Raw genomic sequence first — 19,141 nt, forward strand, 5'->3', positions numbered from 1 at the left:
CTCTATTTATTTTTAGCGAATTGCGATTAATTTTAACTGACCGTGATTGGTTAGAACTTTATGTTCGACATCTACAGCAGAAGATAGTGGTGTCAACAATAAATAATGACTTTGTTCAGGTACATGTAAAATACCTGCGATCATTTCATGCGATAGCATAGAAGGTGAGTTTTCATCATTTTTAAATCCACCTACCCCTTCAAGTACACAGGCATTTTGGTCTAAGAACACAGCAAAAGGCCAATAAAATGTCGGATCATTTTGTGTAGATGCATACGAATTTAATTGAATATTTTGAATATTGCTGTCCACTTTGATAATTTCAAATTCAAAATTTTCTTTGATCGGCTTTTTCGGCCAAACATTAATATCGTGATTGACTTGTAAGCTTTTTGCTTTTTTCAGCTTTTTATCCTTAAAACAGCTTTTTCCTAAGCTATCGATCGTGTCTTGTTGTGACATTCGGTAATAGGTCGATGCTAAAGCAATCGGTGCCAAATTTTCTTTTTGCTTTGGTTTAAAAATAGCGTTAAGGACAGATTTACTCACCCCTTTTTCTCGCTCAATGACCTGAAAACGAGTCGCTCCAGTTTTATGATCAATCACCCCTTCAGGCATGGTATAAAAACGGCGTTTGCCTTCTAAGTTAAATTCACGGTCTTCTAAATATTCGTTGCGAACGTAATCAGTTCCATCCATTTGATTAAACATGCTTGAGAATGCAGTTGATTTCTCTGCACTTACCAAATCCGTATGAGTTATGCTTTGAGGCGTTGATGCAGACTTAATGGTTTGAGTACTACTCACTGGGGCTTGCGGGATCTGCTGAGTGGTTTCAATCACTTTTTGTTGAACCAGCACTTTGGTTTCAGTTTTGCTTAATGGACGCTCAGCCTGAATCACTGTAGAAGAAGTGACTTGCTTCTCAGCAGAAAGCTTCTTTTTTGGCGCAGGCTTTGTATCTGGTAAATGAGCCTTCATTTCGGTTACAGGCTGTATCGGCTGTGGTGCAGACTCCCGTGCGGACATCAGTACTGGTACTTTGACCTCAGAGACTTCACGCGTTCCCTTTTCTTCCTGCTTACGGCCCTGTTTCACTTGCTTTTCTGGGGGCTCACTGGCTTTGCCTTGTACCACCATCGGTCTACCATCTGGACCAATAATCGTAAAAAACTCCCCCGCAAAACTTGCATTCGAAATCCAACCCAATAAGCATAGTGATGAGGGCAATAAAATCCTTTTTATTGTATTCAATGTGCTTACCACCGTGTTCTATAGTTCAACCCTAAAATCGTAATGGTTGTATCTGTTTTTACATTTAAACCTGCATATGGGTTTAATAAAATGTTATTTACCCCAGTTTGGTTCGCTAAGCTACTAGAATTTGCAGGAATTTTATCTCGGCTTTGCAAAAAACCAATGGATAGATCTAAATCAGTATCTGCATCAAAACGATAACCAACCCCCAAACCAAACAAGCGTGCATTGTTAATTGGTACCATGGTATTCCGTTTATCATCAGGGATCGCACTAGTGCGTGGCTCATAGCCTGCACGGAGTTTTAAACGATCTGTTGCTGAATATTCAATCCCAATACCGTAGTTCCATGGTGACTCAAATGCCAAAGGCAAAGCCAAACTACTATCGGAGATATTGGCTGAAAGCAATTTTGCAATTTTGAGCGCCGAAACTTGACGGTCAAATTCAAATTTAAATTTGTCCCATGCTTTATAGTCGGTCCAACCTACATCGACATTGACTTGTAAATCGGGTAAAAGTTTATATTTAATACCCGCTTGGAAATGTGCTGGATATTCTAAATCCATTGATACCAGACCCGACTCACTGGCTGGTACTGAACTTGGAAAACCTAAAACTGCAGCCAGAATCTGCCCTGTTGGGGAGGACATCAATCCCTTAATGAGTTCTTGTGGTGCTTTAGCATTGTCTATGTGATATTTACCTTTCATCCGCATTTTTGCGGCACTTTGGTAGACCACACCAAAACTAAAATCTTCTGTCGGCTCCCACAGTACACCTAAGTTATAGCTTGGACTCAGAGATTGTTCTGCTGAAAGTTCGAGTTGGCCAAAACGCCCAAAGGGATTCATACCCTCTTGTGCATTACACATTCCCAGCAAGAGAATGTCGGTAATCACATCAGAGTTTTCTTTGAACGGGGTACAAACGACATCATCAATCATACGCAGCATCCCAATCAACTCATTGGGAAAACGTAGATCATTTTTTAATGCCAAAGCTTGATAAGACATCCCAATTGAACCACCAATGGAAAGTTGATCATTGATTTGGTAGGCCATAGACGGTGATAAATAGGTGATCCGTTCTAGCGCAACTTGTTGACCCATAAAATTGCCAGGATTGCCATCTTCCGCACCGAATCCTGCAATTAATGGCGCATACATAGCTGTTGCAAACGTCATTTTAGAGCCAGGCGGATTATATGCTATACCCGCAGTCGGGGCAGCCACAGGCATACCTTTACCCAAGTCCACCATTTTCTTTAAACCAGGGACATATAAGCTCGGGTATTCAACATCACCGCGGACAGGCCCTTTAAAGTCGGTACAGATATCAGCATCAACTTCAGGCCCATCATTACAAACAATTGGGTCATCTGAATAGCCAAATACGTTATAACCTGCGGGAACTGAGAACTCGCGCTCGATATTAAAATCAGCGAGAATACCCTGCACATCCGTTTGCAAACCTTCAATTTTGGTTAGTGCTGCTGGGTTAAAGTGAATAGCACTAATCCCAGGTGGATCAGCAGTGACCGCATTTCCCATTGCCAAAGAGCGAATATCAACTGATAAGTTTTGTCCTAAAGCAGCAAAGGTAACACTAGAATAGCCCGTTAATAATATGGCAGACACCAAAGGGCTAAGTCGGATATTTTTCATACGACTCCCCCTATTATTTAAGCTTTTTTCCAAAACCAAGAATATCTAACGGGAAAGACAACCCTAATGAAACATCAGGCGCATCTTCTGTTAAACCAAGGCCAACCGTCCCATTCACAATCGTTTCAGGTGAAACACGTACACCTAAAGAAATCGCAAAAGTTGAACTGGTTTGATCTGCTGGAGAGTAGCTTTCCCCTGAACTGTAAGTAAATTCAGCCCCAGTATTGAAACTTTGTTGGTATGACATCGTCATTGAGACATCATAGTTAAAGGAATAGGCAAAACCGAAGGCAAAACCACCACTAATCCCTGGTTCAAACGCTTCAATCACACGACTACCACGGCGCTGATCTAAGCCCGATTCTTTGAAACCATAGTTTGCAGAGACCGATGCAAACAGCACCACGGGATCAATATATTTACGCGTACTTGCCCCAACACCTGCTGAATAATACCCCTTGCCTGTTGCTAAGTCTGAAGTAGCATTAATTTCATAAGGACTATCCCCAGTTTTAGTAGATACGTTACCAAATAAAATTAAAGGCAAACGGCCAGCTTTGAGTGGAAACGGTTCCCAACGTGCACCAAAGGAAATGTCCCCAAGACCCGCTGTAGAGGTATCTTTTAATAAGTCAGTTTTGGCAACCAAAGGCAATGATGCTGTTAAGGTTAAGTTATCTCTTAAACCATATTGTGCCGTAAAGGTATTGGTTAGACTGTGTGTTGCATTTTCTTGTACCCGCAGTTGATAGAGCTGACCTTGTGCCATCTCTAAATCCAGTTGAGTATCTCGGTAATAGGTATAATCGATGTCGTAATAAGATGAAATCTCACCTTGTTTAATTAATGAATACTGACGTTCATTTGAGGTAAAAACTTCTTCTAAGTTGGTCTCTTTAGTTGCATCACCCTCTTGCTGTTGCAATGCAGACGACGCTGCTTGCTCAACACTTCCAGTGTTTACAGATGCTGGCTTTTCTGGTTGTGCGGGCGCAGTGGTTTGATCCGACCCAACTTGATCTTGTGCTTGCTCAGTAGTTTGTTCTACCTCAACGGTTTCATATCCTCCTAAGCTCGGTTCTTCCGCAGCATAGGCCACCCCAAGAATCATCTGCACACTCACTGCGAGCAGTGTTTTATTCATCCATGTCTTCATCATTGTCCCTTAGCTACACCTTTGTTCTTGTTTTATTTTTTTCACACTTTATTTGTTTTTATAATAAAGCCTGAGAAAATTGTACGTCGGCTGCCCATAGTATTCCGACTCTTTATTTTTATTACGCTCTAGGCGAATTGTAGATGCACGATCGGCTATTTTTTCCATATAGTGTTGCGGATATTGAATATCGACGAGTGCATAGCGATTGACCGTAGCATCATCTACATGTCGCAGATCGGCTTCCTGTAAAGCCAACATATTTTTTCGCATTTCAGTCGGAACATTAATTAAAAACAACGTGTTATTTTCCCAAACATCCTTGAAACGTTGTTCATCAAAACTAATATTTCCTAAAGCAGGATCTGCAACATAGACCCGTCCATCTTTATAGCCCTTATACACCACAAAATGCTTAAAACCAGCATAAGAAATTGGAACAATGGCAGGTTGACCTTGCTTGACCAAATCTTCAAATTCCCCCTTGTAGCCTCCACTTTCTAAGCCAAGTGCAGTCACAAAGCGTTTCATGTCCAATAAAGAAAAACTACGACGCTCAATAATTCGCTCATATTCGCCATAGCGAAGCAAGCCATCCATGGTTTGTTGTTCTGTAAGTTGAGCACCGACATAGCCATTGATTAAGGTGGTCAGTGCTGCTGAACCACAACTATAGTCATAAGCTTGACGGACAATGCCTCGAAATTGATCTTCTACAGCAGGGTTAATTAGGACAGGTTCATGATGCATTCTGGTAAAAGATGCATTCCGAGAGTCTAAAACTTCAGTATAGTAAACTGCTTCCGCTGGTTTTTTCTTAATATCAAAGGCTTCGGTGGCAAAGTAATACATCATTGCTGAGCCTAATGCGATCTCTAACATAGCTTTTTACTTTTTTTAATAATATAGGCATCCCGCCCATTTTTTGTTTTTAGAGTTAATACTCTATATCCATACATTCAAGAAGATACTGTGTTTTATCTAAAAAAAATAGTCTTTTTTGCATTTTTTATGAATAAATTTTAGAAAAAAAGCGCGTGAATTCACGCGCTTTCTTAAAGGCTAATTTTAGTGACCAGAGATAGTAATCACAGCACCTGGTGTATACACTCCTGCAGCAGGACTAAAGTATGTTTGCATACCTTGAACTTCTACATCACCAATAGATGCAGCATTACGGCTACCCAAATGTACACCTTTAACATAAGTATCGTGCGCGCCACTTGTGCTAATCATACGAATATAGCCCTTATTCGCACCCTCTTCACCAATCACACTAATTTTTTGATTCAGTGTTAAGTCTAGAGAATTTGCATCTGCAACTTTAATGCTTTCAACAAAGATTTCGCCTGCAGCACGCGTTGCTGTTTTAGTTGAATTATCTAAAATACCTAAGTTTTTAATTTCTAAACCACCAACCATCGTCGCATTTAATTGGATCATTGCGCCTTGCGGTGCAGCACCTAGTTGGATGTTTGCAGACATTGGACCTGTTTTCAGTGATAAACCACTTAAAATCGGATTCACCGTACCTGTACCACCACGACGGATAGAGGTTGCTCCTGTTGTAGGAACATCAGCCGAAGCAACTACACCAATTTGACCAATTTTAATATCTAAACCTGAAACTTGAGCTGCAATGTTAATAAATGCATTACCACCGTTTGCATCTGTGTCAATTTGCAAATCAGCTAAGTTACGAGATGGAAGTAAATATGCTCCTGCATTATCATAGTTCGCACCAATAACAATACCGTGATTTTCCAGCGTATCACCCGCTATACCATTACCTTGGATAACGATAGCACCAGCAGTTGAAGTACCACCTAGAGATGTAGTCGCTAAACCATCATTATCATGAACAAAAACCTTACCAATTTCGATTTTAGAAATACCGATACCGATATTTAGACCATCTTGACCTGTAGCGGCACTGAGCGAAGCGTCATCCATTGCTTGCATTGCCATCGCATTTGCACTGATTGCCATTGAAGAAACTAAAGCAAGTTTAGTAATAATTTTCATCTTGTTCCTCTCCTAAGAGCTTTATTTTTGTGATACCAATCACTCGATGTTAACTACTGCTTTTTTTATTTTGACCCAGTATTAACATCTATCCTTGAGTGACTTCATTGCCTGAACTAAGTTATATGCGAGTGATTTTTTGATCAACTGCTGTTGGTCGCAATCCATAGCTTACCGATAAACGGTATTTCCTCTATACGTACACGTACAATGAGGTAAAATAGCCTGAATTTTTTAATCCTATTTGCGTCAGCATGACTCTAAGCCAATCATTTAAAAAGATAATTTGTGATTCAAGCCTCTCTGTATCTCATATACTACAGGCATTGAATGAGCTCACACAGTTAGTCTATTTACAAAATGTCGATGCACCTGTCATTGCTTTTTTACCCGAGCGTTATCAAGTTTTTCAAAAAAACCAGCACTTTTTCTTTCAACGCACTCAGGATTTTTGTTACATCCACGATGACAAAGAAATAGACATTTCCAGTAATATTCAGCCAAACTCAGAACAAAAAGAAGCATCTTTTAGTGGCGGACTCATTGGATTCGTCAGTTATGATTATGCCGCCCAGCAACACGTTCCTGTTCAAATTAAGCCACAGCCAAGCCTATTTTTAGGTTTATACAGCAGTTATCTACAATGGACTGATGCAGGCTGGCTATTTTGCAGTAGTGATTCACAAGCGGAACGTATTTATCTCAAAATTAAATCGTATTTATTACAACCATCGGCCTTACCCCATCCACTCAAACTTGAGTCGATCTGCCAAGCACGTTGGACTGAAACCGAATACAAACAAGCCTTTCAGCAGGTACAGGAATACATCAAAGCTGGGGATTGCTATCAAATCAATCTGACACAAGAGTTCACTGCCAAGGCACACGGTCAACTCCTAAGTGCAATCGAAGAATTTTGGCAATTGACCGATACACCTTACTCGGGGTATCTCCGTAGCGATGATTTTGAACTCTTAAGTTGTTCACCCGAGTTGTTTATTGATTTTCAAGCTCATCGAAAAATCATTACCAAACCGATTAAAGGCACCATGCCGCGCTATGCTGATCCAGTCTTAGATGAACAATCTAAACAACGCTTAATGGATTCGGAAAAAGACCAAGCTGAAAATGTGATGATTGTCGATCTACTGCGTAATGACTTGAGTGTTTACGCAGAAACTGGCTCAGTCAAAACGCCTAAACTGTTTAATATTGAAAGCTTTAATCAAGTCCATCATATGGTCAGCGAAGTCGAAGCAACACTGAAAGCAGAAGTTCATCCCTTTCATGTGCTGCTCTCTGCGCTACCTGGCGGGTCTATTACAGGTGCACCTAAAATTCGAGCAATGCAGATTATTAAAGAACTCGAAGGTGCACCACGCGGAGCGTACTGTGGCTCAATGGGTTATTTTAATTTCGATGGTACGGGTTCTTGGAACATTCTGATTCGTTCTATTCAAAAATTCCAAGATGAGGTTTCGCTTTGGGCTGGCGGTGGAATCACTATTGCATCAGAGTACGAGGCTGAATACCAAGAATGTTTTGACAAGGTCTCAGCACTGCTTAATTTACTCAATACCTTTGTGCAAACGGACACTGAATAACCACCAAAATAAAAAATTGAACCTTCACATCAGTGAAGGTTCACTTTTCAAAGATCACAACTGTTGAAAGTTTATTTTAAAATATCATTTTTCAATGTATCGACTAAGCGTTGATTTTGTTCATCAGTTCCAACCGTGATACGTAAAAACTGGTTAATACGCGGTTTATTGAAATAACGCACAATAATGCCTTGTTCACGTAATTCAGCCGCTAATTCACCTGCATCTTTGCTAGGTAATGATGCAAAGATAAAGTTGGCACTTGATGGCAAAACGTTAAAGCCCAGTGCGGTCAATTGTTCAACCAAATGTTCACGGCTTTGAATTACTTTTTGATTTTGTGCTTCGAAATAAGCTTGATCTTCAAATGAAGCGACCGCAGCAGCTATCGCAAAACGGTCCATTGGATAAGAGTTAAAACTATTCTTCACCGCTTCAAGTGCCGCAATCAAATGCGGTTGAGCAATCGCAAAACCAACACGTAAACCCGCCAGTGAGCGAGACTTAGACGTGGTTTGGCACACCACCAAGTTCTCATATTTTTCCACCAAACTGACTGCCGATTCAGCACCAAAGTCGACATAAGCTTCATCAATCACCACCACTGAATTTGGATTGGCCTGAAGCACTGCTTCTATTGCAGCTAAACCAATATCAATACTGGTTGGTGCATTTGGATTGGTGATAATAATGCCGCCATTGGCTTGTTTATAGTCATCCACCACAATTTCAAAGTCATCATTGAGTGGTAAAATTTTGGTTTTGACCCCAAAGAATTGGCTATAAACAGGATAGAAGCTATAGGTAATATCGGGGTAAAGTACAGGCAGCTCTTGCACAAAAAAAGCTTTAAAAATATGCGCTAAGACCTCATCTGAACCATTGCCAACAAAGACATTTTCAACAACAACATTTTGTTGTTTCGCAATCGCCTGCTTTAACGCAGAAGCATCTGGATCTGGATATAAACGCAGTACATCTGCTGAGTTTGCCAAGACTGCTTGAACAGCTTCCACCACTTTTGGTGAGGGTGGATATGGGTTTTCGTTGGTATTGAGCTTCAATAAATTTTGAATTTTCGGTTGTTCGCCTGGCACATACGGTTCTAATGCACGTACTTCAGGACTCCAAAAACGCATTTGTTCTGTAGTAATGTTAAACATTGTCTATCTCATTTATGCACTCAACTTACTTTTATATAAGCCCTCTCCTTCTAGGAGAGGGTTTGGGAGAGGTTTATGATGTCCCAAACTGAATTAAATATTTTCCCCTCTCCTAACCTCTCCCATAGGGAGAGGAACATTCATTACTGAACAAATGAGGGATCTAAATTTATATTATTGATAACGATAACGTGCCGAACGCGCATGGGCATCTAAGTTTTCTTGTTGCGCTAAGATATCCGCGGTTTTCGCCAAAGTTTTCACACCTTGCTCAGAGCACATAATCAAACTTGAACGCTTTTGGAAATCATATACACCCAGCGGCGAGGAAAAGCGTGCTGTACCTGAAGTTGGCAAAACGTGGTTGGGCCCTGCACAATAGTCGCCAATCGCTTCTGGCGTATAACGCCCCATAAAGATTGCGCCTGCATGGCGAATATCTTCAGCCATTTCCTGTGCTTCATCTAAGCAAAGCTCTAAATGCTCAGGGGCAACTTGATTAATCAGCTCAACTGCTTCAGCGCGGTCTTTCACAAGCACTAATGCGCCACGATTGGCAATCGATGTACGCGCAATCTCCGCCTTAGGTAAAGCTTGTAAATGCGCTTCAATAGCGAGTTCTACTTCATTTAACAACTGCTCATCTGGTGTAATAAACACTGCTTGTGCCACAGTATCGTGTTCAGCTTGGGACAATAAATCCATTGCCAGCCATTCTGCGCTATTCACGCCTTCGGCATAAACTAAGATTTCAGACGGCCCTGCAATCATGTCGATACCGACTTGACCGAATACTGCACGTTTCGCAGCCGCGACAAAACGGTTGCCCGGCCCTGTAATCTTATCTACCGCTGGAATCGTTTCTGTACCATAGGCTAAAGCCGCAACCGCTTGTGCCCCACCAATGGTAAAGACACGGCTGACACCAGCCAAATAAGCGGCTGCTAATACCAAAGGATTCAACTCACCATTCGGTGCAGGCACGACCATAATAATTTCAGGTACACCCGCCACATGCGCAGGTACAGCATTCATCAGTACAGAAGACGGATAAGATGCCAAACCACCAGGTACATAAATACCAACGCGATCTAAAGGCGTTACTTTTTGCCCAAGTGTGTTCCCCAAGGCATCCACATAGATCCAGCCTTCTTGTTTTTGCGCTTGGTGAAACTCACGAATGCGGTTTGCAGCAAGCTCTAACGCCTCGCGGACTTCGGTACTCAAACCCTCAAAAGCGGTTTTTAATTGTTCTTGAGTCAGTTCTAAATCGGAGAATTGATGCGCGGGATGTCGATCGAACTGTTGAGTGAGTTTAAGAACATGAGCATTACCATGCTGACGAACATCAGCGATGATTTGATCTACGGTTTTTAAAAGTTCTGGGTCACTCACGGTTTCAAAAGCCAACAAATCAGCAAAGACTTGTTTAAAGTTCTGATCTTGAGTCGATAAACGTCGCATCAATTTATCCACAATGAAAATAAAGGGAAGCTTTAGTTTACCTTGTTTCCTGTATTTTGTGGGCAACAATCCTCCAGCTAAACACGGAGTGTAATGAAAAATTACTTTTAACTTCATCGGGAAATGAATCTGATTCAATATTTTTAAACTAGAATCATTAAACATGACTAAAAAACAGGCAAAACAAAATGACCCTCACGGACATAGCCATATGCTTTTCAACGGGGCAATTTAGCCGAATCCAACAGCATTTTTCAGAAACCATTACATGGGAAATTGTGGGTGAAAAACGGCTTTCAGGTTTTGATCAAGTGCTGAAGCATTGCCAATCTATCGAACATTATTTTACGACGGTCGCGCATGAGTTCCATATTCAAGCAATTCATGAAACGGGTCATCATGTGATTGTTCAAGGTGAAGCGCAATTTCATGACACCCAGCAGACATCGCGAATTTCTGCTTGTGATGTCTATAATTTTAACAATTTGAATCAACTGGCCCAAATTCAATCCTATTGTATTTCAATCCAATAAAAATATTAAAAAATGAGCAGGTACAAAAAAACCGCCATCATCGATAGCGGTTTCTTTAAAAAAAAAAGATCAACTTATTTGTTTTTTAACGCTTCACGTTCAGCGACTGCTGTTTCTAACTGTGCAAGAATTGGGTTTAACAATGCTTGCTTACGTTTGAAACTTGCCTTGTTCACGATCAGACGTGAAGACACTTTACAAATTTCTTCCAAAGGTTCTAAACCATTGGCACGTAAAGTATTCCCAGTATCGACCACGTCAACAATGTAATCGCCCAAACCCACCAACGGTGCAAGCTCCATTGAACCGTACAACTTAATCACATCGACTTGCTCACCTAAGCTTGCATAGTACTGACGGGTTAAGTTTACGTATTTAGTGGCAATTTTTAAACGCCCTTTTGGACGTTCCATACCAACTTTTCCCGCGGTCATCAGTTTACATACTGCGATTTTTAAATCGAGCGGTTCATAAACGTTTTGCGCGCCATGTTCCATAAGCACGTCTTTGCCCGCAACACCGATATCAGCCGCACCATTTTCCACATAGGTAGGTACGTCAGAAGCACGTAAAATTAAAATACGGACTTGTTTATGGGTGGTTGGGAAAATTAACTTTCGTGACTTATCAGGATCTTCCAGTAAGTTAATTCCAGCCGTTTCAAGTAAAGGCAGGGTTTCTTTTAAAATACGACCTTTACTCAATGCCAATGTTAAACCATGATCAAAATTGCCCATTACGTCAAAATTTGGATCATCGTTTCTCATATCGCTCATGAACTTACTCGCTTAATTTGGGCGCCTATACCTTGTAATTTCGCTTCGACATCTTCATAACCGCGGTCAATATGATAGATACGATCAATCAGCGTCTCACCATCCGCAGCAAGTGCAGCTAACACCAGTGAGAAAGAAGCACGTAAATCTGTTGCCATCACAGGTGCTGCAGAAAGTTTCTCTACACCCGTCACGACAGCATCATTACCTTCGACCTGAATATTGGCACCCATACGTGACAATTCAGGTACGTGCATAAAACGGTTTTCAAAAATCGTTTCAGAAATAGTAGCAAAACCACGACCAATAGCATTGACCGCCATAATTTGTGCTTGCATATCAGTTGGAAAATCTGGATGTGGAAGCGTTTGGAAACTCACTGCTTTCGGGCGTTTACCCATCATATCCAGTTCAATCCAATCATCACCACGGGTCACTTCCGCGCCCATTTCTTCAAACTTTTCTAAGACCGATTCCATCAACGTTGGATCAGTATGTGTGGTTTTTACACGACCTCCGGTAATGGCCGCAGCAGCCAAATACGAACCTGTTTCAATACGGTCAGCAACCACAGCATATTCACAGCCATGTAGTTTTTCAACACCTGTGACCACTAGGGTATCTGTGTCTAATCCTTCAATTTTTGCACCCATCGCGATCAACATTTTCGCAAGGTCCGTAATTTCAGGTTCACGTGCCGCATTACGAATCGTGGTCACACCTTCTGCCAATGCCGCAGCCATTAAGATATTTTCGGTACCACCCACGGTCACCATATCAAAAATGACTTCGCCACCTTTCAGACGGCCATCAACTTTGGCATGTACATAACCCGCTTCAACTTCAATCTCTGCACCTAAAGCTTCTAAAGCTTTTAAGTGTTGATCGACTGGGCGCGAGCCAATCGCACATCCACCCGGCAAAGACACTTTTGCACTACCATAGCGCGCCACCAATGGGCCCAGCACTAAAATAGATGCACGCATGGTTTTCACCAACTCATACGGTGCAAACTGATTGTCCAGTGTTGATGTATCCGCAGTAACCGTGTCGCCTTCGTAGGTCATGGTAATGCCTAGACCACCAATCAACTGCACCAAGGTATTTACATCTTTTAAATGCGGCACGTTGGTGAGCTTGGTTGGAGTTTCAGGCAAAATCATTGCTGCAAGCAACGGCAAGGCAGCATTTTTAGCACCCGAAATACGAACTTCGCCTTCGAGCTTCGTGCCACCTTGAATTAAAAATTTATCCATCTAATTTTAAGCTCCGAATAAGCTTGCTTTACGCCATTCTTCTTTAGTCATTGCACGAATAGTCACCGCATGCACTTCGCCACTTGCGATATAAGAATTTAATGGTGCATAAACAGCTTGCTGACGTGCAACAGGACGTTTGCCTTCGAATTGGTCGTCGACAATACGTAAGTCAAACTTTCCGCCTTGCCCACTAACTGCAACTTCAGCTTCAGGAAAAGCAGCTTTTAAAATTTCAGTGAGCTGTTCACTATTCATCACAAAGACCTCTTATAGGACCAACGGTGTAAAAACCTGCCATTTTACTATAAATCTGAAAAATAAATCATAAACCCGCACACTTTATATATAAAAAAAGAGGTTTTAAAAAACCTCTTTTTGCATAAAAATCAAACTAAATGGCGATCGGTTGGTAAACTTGCTGCATTTTACGGTGCTTATCGAGCTGTCTTTTTAGTTTTTCTGATAATTTTTTAATCGACGTATACATATCATCTGCTGAAGCCTGAGCAAAAAATTCAATGCCCGGCAAACGGATAATTGCTTCTGCAATATGATTGCTACTGCCTTTTTTAGTATGTTTATCGACCTGATGATCCTTGGTTAATTTCACCTGCATACTGTTCACCTGATCAATATGCTTGGTCATTTCTGCAAATTTGCAGCGAATGGTATCTTCAATAGCTGGGGTAATGCTCAAATGATGTCCACGAATTGTTATTTGCATATATCTATCCCTCACCTTCATTAGGATTAATGAGGAAAAGCTAAGACGATTTAATGACTGCAAAATAACCAGCGCGCATAGAAACATCAAATCATTTTCGCTATTCCTTAAAGAAAAAAGAGGTTCATTATGTTGTCATAATGAACCTCTAGAATAGTCAGATTTTAAATTTTAGATCAAGACTTTTCGTTCAGAAGATGACGGAATATGTAACGATTCGCGATACTTTGCCACTGTCCGACGCGCTACATCAATTCCATCGTCCTTTAACAGATTGGCAATTGCGTTATCAGACAAAGGCTTACGTGCATTCTCTTCAGCAATCAATTTTTTAATCTTGGCACGAATTGCAGTTGAAGATGCTTCACCGCCTGAAGTAGTCCCCACATGGCTTGAAAAGAAATATTTCAACTCGAACAAGCCGCGCGGCGTCAGCATATATTTATTGGTGGTCACCCGAGAGACGGTCGACTCATGCAATTCAACTTCTTCTGCAATATCCCGAAGTACCAAAGGCTTCATCCCTTCAGCACCAATTTCTAAAAATGCACGCTGATGTTCAATGATACACGTCGCCACTTTCAGTAAAGTTTTATGGCGTTCATCGACACTTTTAATAAAGTTCTTCGCATCCAACATTTGATTACGTAAGTATTGATTATCTTCACTTTGATCAGCACGCTTAATCATATTGGCATAAAACGAGTTCACACGAAGTTTCGGCATCACATCAGGATTTAAAGCCACTTGCCATTGTTCGTTTTTCTTCATTACCACGACATCAGGAATTTGATAATCCGAGTCTTTATCTTCAAACTCAAGACCCGGGTGCGCTTTTAGCGTTTTCAATAAATCAACCGCACACTTGAGCTGCTCTTGATTTAAACCCGTTTGTTTAATCAGTTTCGCCAGCTCATTGCTGATCAATAGTTCATAATTTTTCAGCAGATTCATGGCATCATTTCGACAAGCGGTCTGCATTGGTAAGGCTTCCAACTGCACCATTAAACACTCTGCAAGATTCCGCGCCCCAACGCCAAGTGGGTCTAAACGCTGAATATGCTTGAGCACCACAACCACTTCGTCATCTTCAACTTCATCGTCATAGTCCATGCTTGTTAAAAGATGTTGAACTGAAGTCGTTATTTCTGAAATATCACTGTCTAAAAAACCTTTATCGTCCAAAGAGTCAATAATGCAATAAGCAATCAACATATCTACTTGCGAAAAATGCAACAGATTGATTTGCTCGAGCATATGCTCTTTTAAGCCCAAATGACCTTGGCGATTATCTTCTCGTTCTTCAAATTCTGCTGCGCCCAAACTGGTCGGTTGATGGGTGTAAACATCATCCCAGTCGGTATCGACGGGTAAATCATCGGGTAAATGGTCGGCGTTGAGTTCGTTGGTTAAATCCTTCTTATCCTGTTCTTGCTCTTGCACACTGGATAAGCTTTCGATAGATGACTGTTCTTCTACTTTTTCTAAGAGTGGATTGCTGTCGAGTTGAATCTGAATTTCTTGTTCAAGTTCAAGGCTCGACAATTGAAGCAATCGAATAGCTTGTTGTAATTGGGGGGTTAACGACAAAGAGTTCGAAACTTTCAATCCAACCGATAACTTCATAAAACTCTACTCATCAATACAACTATTTTTAAAGCACGCTTTATAAGCAATTTTTGTGCCGTTTTATTTTTTATAGCATATAAAATTCAAAAAACCTACATTTTTTGAGCAGATTGTTTTTCATTTCCTACCTAGTTTTAGATTTTATGGATGTATTAATGCATATCAATTATTGAAAAGGCTCATTAAAACCTTCACACAGTCCAGAGTTACACGAAAGATTGCTTCAGCTACTTTCACTTACTTACAAGAGTCTGTTAAATCAAAACATCAGGATTATTCTGCTTTGTTAGGCTAAAGCATAGACATTTTTTAGGTGATTTACATGACTCAAAAAGTATTGTTCATAACCTCAAATGTAGCTGTAGAGCATGATGAGCTAATTCAGCCTCTCCATTTTCTACAGTCCAAAGGCATAGAATGTATTCATGCCGCGATTGAAGCTCAAGATGTTCGAACTGTCAAAATGGACTCGGAATCGGCAGCAAGCTATCCTCCAGACGTCGATTTGGATCATGTTCATTATGAAGACTACGACTTGCTGATTATCCCCGGCGGTGCAGTTAATGTAGATCTATTACGCCACCATCCTAAAGCGCTCGAAATTATCCAAAGTTTTAGCAACCAAGCCAAACCAATAGCTGTGATTAGTCATGCGCCTTGGGTTTTGATTAATGCTGAGCGGATTCAAGCTAAACATCTGACTTCGCATCAAAGTATACGACTCGATCTGGAAAATGCAGGTGCTGTATGGGTCGATGAAGCCGTTCACAAATGTAAAGTAGGTGGCTGGACGCTCATCAGCTTACGTAGTCCAGAGGATCTTCCCGCTTTTAATCAAGCGATATTGAAAGAACTTGAATCTAATTCGTCCATTTAAGATGCCATAAAATAAAAAGAGCCTGATATTGATCAGGCTCTTTTATTCATTATAAAAGTTACAGACTTTTTAAATATTCAATAATTTCTACTTGTTCTGCCATTTCAGCCAGTTGAAGCGCTGTGTACTCACCTTTGTAGTGGACATTCGCACCTTTTTCAACCAGTAGTTTCACCACATCTAGATAGCCATTTTCAGCCGCCGCTTGGAGGGCGCTATAACCTTCATCATCAGTAGAGTTCACATCTACACCATTGGCGAGACTTTTTTCTACTTCAGCGAGTTCACCTAAAGACGCCCAATACACCAATTCAGGTAAATGCAGTTCATCATCGTTTTCAGGAATTGGAGAGAATGAGTTGAGTTTCATAATAAGTTACCTAATTAAATCGAATTTCAGACCAAAGTGTAATCCTGATAACTGTTCAGATAACTCTTTTAGAACTTCATGAATCTCACTTAACACTTCATTATCGCTTACGTATGATTCGATGATTTCATCGTTCCCATTATGGACAAGTAAGAAAATCTTAGATTTTGATTCACTTTTCGACTCTTTTGGAGTTTTTCCTTTAACAAGATTACATTTTTTAAAAGTAGATTTTTGATAATCTAAATTTTTATCCATACTAATAGGATATCTAAACATAGTTGAATTACTATCATATTCTTCTAATTTATTAATTAATATAGGTATTTCTTCAGGAATATCAAACCAGTTATATCCTGTTCTACTATCTATAGAATCACGGTTATTTTCTAAAATAATTAAAAAATTTTCAAATAAAGTTTTAATTGAATGGACATTAAATATTTTTTTCTCTTTACCATTTTCAACTAATTTTGGGAAATCATCATTTCCAGTTTTTGATTTTTTAAAACTGATCTTATATATGAGAGTAATTGCTGATTTTAGATATAGTTCAATCGAATGCCTATAAAGATATAGAATTGGTAATTTACCTCCACCGATACCAAAACCATATTTTGTATCTTGATTATCATCTAGTGCCTGTGCCGCATAATAGAAAGAATCCGCTGTTGCCCCCAATCCTAAATCTGTCTGCAAAGCTAAAGGTTTAAAATAATCCTCGATCATAATTTCAATAATACTTAATATTTATAATCAATAATATACATCTACTAGATAAAAAAAGCCTCCTTTCGGAGGCTTTTCTTTTTAAGGAATCACAACTTATGCTTTAGCTATAGACGCGTCTTTAAGATCAATCTTATCGCTGTCACTATCATGCATAATCAGAGCAACCGCAATAGCAGTAATCAACACAGGCAAACCCACTGCAATAAAGTTAAAGTGCGCTGGCAAATTCATTCCCAACAAACTCCCGATTAAAATTGGTCCAATGATTGCACCCATACGGCCAATCGCAGACGACCACCCGATCCCAGTTGAACGAACAGCAAGCGGGTAGTACTGAGCAACATAGCTATAAAGCAGCATTTGCGAACCAATGGATGCAGCACCCGCCAAGAATACTAAAATATATAAAAGGAATTGATTCGATTGGAAGCCCATCAAGCTCATCACAACAGCACCCATCATCCCCAAGCACATCAGCACAGGTTTCAAATGGAAGCGATCTGCCAAGATCCCTCCACCCACAATACCAATCACAGCACCAATATTCATCACCATCATAAACATCAAGCTATTGTCCATTGAGTAGCCTGCTGCCATCATTAACTTCGGCAACCAACTGCTTAAAGCATACATAGTCAGTAAACAGGTGAAGAATGCCAGCCAAAACAACAAGGTATTTATCGCACGCCCGCGCTTAAATAAGCTCACAACATTTGCAGACTCTGGCACATCAACCTGATGCAACTCAAAAGTTGTATCTTCTTTTACTGTCACCGTTGGTGCTAAACGACGAACAATTTTACGTGCTTCCGCCTGACGGTTTTGTTGCACAATAAAAGTCAAAGACTCGGGCAAAAACTTCCAAATAACAGGTAATAACAACAAAGGAATACCTGCAATAAAGAACATAATTTGCCAACCAAAACTTGGAGTAAACCACACACCTAGCAATGCAGCCATTACACCACCCACGGCATAACCACTAAACATCGTAGTCACCAAAGTACTACGCATTTTTTGTGGTGCATACTCAGATGTCAGCGCAACAAGGTTTGGCATTACCCCACCAATTCCAAGTCCTGCAAGGAAACGTAAAACCGCAAATTCCGTTGGATTTGATGCAAAACCACCTGCACAGGTAAGCCCGCTAAAAAGTACAATACAGATCATAATGACTTTTTTACGGCCAATTTTATCCGCCAAAGAGCCGAATATCATTGCACCAAACATCATGCCTGCTAGGGCAGTACTGGCAAGCATACCTGCCTGCACAGCACTTAAGCCCCAGTCTTCCATTAATAATGGTAATACCACACCATTAATTGCCAAGTCATAACCATCAAATAAAATAATTAGTAAACACCAAGCAACAACTTGAAAATGGAAACCCGAAAATTTTGCACGATCAATAATATCATTCACATTAACTGCTTTAACTGACATTATTCACCTCCTATGAGCTATTGTTTCATTGCACTTTAACTAGCGCCCTTCAGTTTTTATAATGTGCTAATTCAGCCCAAACAGAAGTCATTCACCAAAGTAATTTGGTGTTATATTTACACAATTTATAGTGATATAAAAATTCAACATTAGTCTAAATAAGTGATTTAATTCGCATTAAAAATAAATAAAACCAACCATTAACAACTTGGCTTTTTGATATGAAATAAAATAATAATTAACAATAAAGGCCTAATTTAAATTAGATACAAATATAGTATTTAGTTGATAGTAAAAATTAACTCATAGTAAAAAAGAAAAATAAGTATAGAAAGGTTCATTTAAATAATAATTACGACTATTTAGTTTTTTTATTTAATTACAATATATCTCAAGTAGACGATTGATTCGTATATTATTTTAATCTTTTCAGCATAAAAAAATCCCCCTAACCGTTAA

The 19,141-nt window shown here is 40.1% G+C and carries 18 protein-coding genes; 3 read left to right on the top strand and 15 right to left on the bottom strand.

Annotated features, from left to right (window positions below; all coding sequences use genetic code 11):
• Window positions 1-12: 12 nt before the first annotated feature.
• From filE to filA, 5 genes are all read right to left on the bottom strand, one after another.
• Window positions 13-1,230: a putative pilus assembly protein FilE gene (gene filE / locus PTT44_RS16475; RefSeq protein ID WP_168159412.1), complete on the bottom strand. Its 1,218-nt coding sequence runs from the start codon at window positions 1,228-1,230 to the stop codon at window positions 13-15.
• Between the two features lie 29 nt (window positions 1,231-1,259).
• A complete protein-coding gene (gene filD / locus PTT44_RS16480; protein ID WP_159153701.1) occupies window positions 1,260-2,924 on the bottom strand; it encodes a putative pilus system OmpP1/FadL family transporter FilD in 1,665 nt (554 codons plus the stop codon).
• A gap of 13 nt (window positions 2,925-2,937) precedes the next feature.
• Window positions 2,938-4,071 carry a putative pilus system protein FilC gene (gene filC, locus PTT44_RS16485; protein ID WP_010325971.1) on the bottom strand — a complete coding sequence of 378 codons (1,134 nt, stop codon included), beginning with the start codon at window positions 4,069-4,071 and terminating at the stop codon, window positions 2,938-2,940.
• A 60-nt stretch (window positions 4,072-4,131) separates the two neighbouring features.
• Complete coding sequence (gene filB / locus PTT44_RS16490) at window positions 4,132-4,965, bottom strand: putative pilus system C39 family peptidase FilB (RefSeq protein ID WP_004695004.1); 834 nt, start codon at window positions 4,963-4,965, stop codon at window positions 4,132-4,134.
• Window positions 4,966-5,151: 186 nt separating this feature from the next.
• Window positions 5,152-6,108, bottom strand: coding sequence for a putative pilus system protein FilA (gene filA / locus PTT44_RS16495; RefSeq protein WP_168159413.1), 957 nt, complete (start codon window positions 6,106-6,108; stop codon window positions 5,152-5,154).
• Between the two features lie 254 nt (window positions 6,109-6,362).
• Here filA and PTT44_RS16500 point away from each other — a divergent pair, with 254 nt between their 5' ends.
• Window positions 6,363-7,712, top strand: coding sequence for an anthranilate synthase component I family protein (locus PTT44_RS16500; RefSeq protein ID WP_168159414.1), 1,350 nt, complete (start codon window positions 6,363-6,365; stop codon window positions 7,710-7,712).
• 71 nt (window positions 7,713-7,783) lie between these two features.
• Here PTT44_RS16500 and hisC read toward each other — a convergent pair whose 3' ends face one another.
• Complete coding sequence (gene hisC / locus PTT44_RS16505; protein ID WP_168159415.1) at window positions 7,784-8,875, bottom strand: histidinol-phosphate transaminase; 1,092 nt, start codon at window positions 8,873-8,875, stop codon at window positions 7,784-7,786.
• A 174-nt stretch (window positions 8,876-9,049) separates the two neighbouring features.
• The gene (gene hisD / locus PTT44_RS16510) at window positions 9,050-10,351 is read right to left on the bottom strand and encodes a histidinol dehydrogenase (protein WP_168159416.1); all 1,302 of its coding nucleotides are present in this window, start codon (window positions 10,349-10,351) and stop codon (window positions 9,050-9,052) included.
• A gap of 176 nt (window positions 10,352-10,527) precedes the next feature.
• Here hisD and PTT44_RS16515 point away from each other — a divergent pair, with 176 nt between their 5' ends.
• The gene (locus PTT44_RS16515) at window positions 10,528-10,872 is read left to right on the top strand and encodes a nuclear transport factor 2 family protein (RefSeq protein WP_168159417.1); all 345 of its coding nucleotides are present in this window, start codon (window positions 10,528-10,530) and stop codon (window positions 10,870-10,872) included.
• 74 nt (window positions 10,873-10,946) lie between these two features.
• Here the strand turns inward: PTT44_RS16515 and hisG are convergent, their stop codons facing one another.
• The 5 genes from hisG to PTT44_RS16540 all read right to left on the bottom strand — a co-directional run bounded on the left by hisG (window position 10,947) and on the right by PTT44_RS16540 (window position 15,257).
• Complete coding sequence (hisG, locus tag PTT44_RS16520) at window positions 10,947-11,648, bottom strand: ATP phosphoribosyltransferase (RefSeq protein ID WP_004984172.1); 702 nt, start codon at window positions 11,646-11,648, stop codon at window positions 10,947-10,949.
• Window positions 11,645-12,904 carry a UDP-N-acetylglucosamine 1-carboxyvinyltransferase gene (gene murA, locus PTT44_RS16525; RefSeq protein ID WP_005400214.1) on the bottom strand — a complete coding sequence of 420 codons (1,260 nt, stop codon included), beginning with the start codon at window positions 12,902-12,904 and terminating at the stop codon, window positions 11,645-11,647. The genes hisG and murA overlap by 4 nt, the downstream gene beginning before the upstream one ends.
• A 6-nt stretch (window positions 12,905-12,910) precedes the next feature.
• On the bottom strand, window positions 12,911-13,162 hold the full coding sequence (gene ibaG / locus PTT44_RS16530; RefSeq protein WP_004695019.1) for a BolA family iron metabolism protein IbaG: 252 nt from the start codon (window positions 13,160-13,162) through the stop codon (window positions 12,911-12,913).
• A 136-nt stretch (window positions 13,163-13,298) separates the two neighbouring features.
• Window positions 13,299-13,631 (bottom strand): ribosome hibernation-promoting factor, HPF/YfiA family, encoded by a 333-nt coding sequence (gene hpf / locus PTT44_RS16535; RefSeq protein WP_004695021.1) that lies wholly within the window; start codon window positions 13,629-13,631, stop codon window positions 13,299-13,301.
• A 171-nt stretch (window positions 13,632-13,802) separates the two neighbouring features.
• Entirely contained in the window at window positions 13,803-15,257 is a 1,455-nt protein-coding gene (locus PTT44_RS16540; RefSeq protein WP_005400217.1) for an RNA polymerase factor sigma-54, read from the bottom strand.
• A 325-nt stretch (window positions 15,258-15,582) separates the two neighbouring features.
• Here PTT44_RS16540 and PTT44_RS16545 point away from each other — a divergent pair, with 325 nt between their 5' ends.
• On the top strand, window positions 15,583-16,137 hold the full coding sequence (locus PTT44_RS16545) for a DJ-1/PfpI family protein (protein WP_168159418.1): 555 nt from the start codon (window positions 15,583-15,585) through the stop codon (window positions 16,135-16,137).
• Window positions 16,138-16,195: 58 nt separating this feature from the next.
• Here PTT44_RS16545 and PTT44_RS16550 read toward each other — a convergent pair whose 3' ends face one another.
• The 3 genes from PTT44_RS16550 to PTT44_RS16560 form a co-directional block, all read right to left on the bottom strand.
• Complete coding sequence (locus tag PTT44_RS16550; RefSeq protein ID WP_004695027.1) at window positions 16,196-16,507, bottom strand: ankyrin repeat domain-containing protein; 312 nt, start codon at window positions 16,505-16,507, stop codon at window positions 16,196-16,198.
• Between the two features lie 6 nt (window positions 16,508-16,513).
• Window positions 16,514-17,236, bottom strand: a complete 723-nt coding sequence (locus tag PTT44_RS16555; RefSeq protein WP_227555006.1) for a hypothetical protein — start codon at window positions 17,234-17,236, stop codon at window positions 16,514-16,516.
• 96 nt (window positions 17,237-17,332) lie between these two features.
• Complete coding sequence (locus tag PTT44_RS16560; protein ID WP_168159419.1) at window positions 17,333-18,682, bottom strand: aromatic acid/H+ symport family MFS transporter; 1,350 nt, start codon at window positions 18,680-18,682, stop codon at window positions 17,333-17,335.
• Window positions 18,683-19,141 lie beyond the last annotated feature (459 nt).

The sequence above is a fragment of the Acinetobacter sp. Gutcm_16 genome, assembly GCF_028649355.1.
GTDB lineage: Bacteria > Pseudomonadota > Gammaproteobacteria > Pseudomonadales > Moraxellaceae > Acinetobacter > Acinetobacter johnsonii.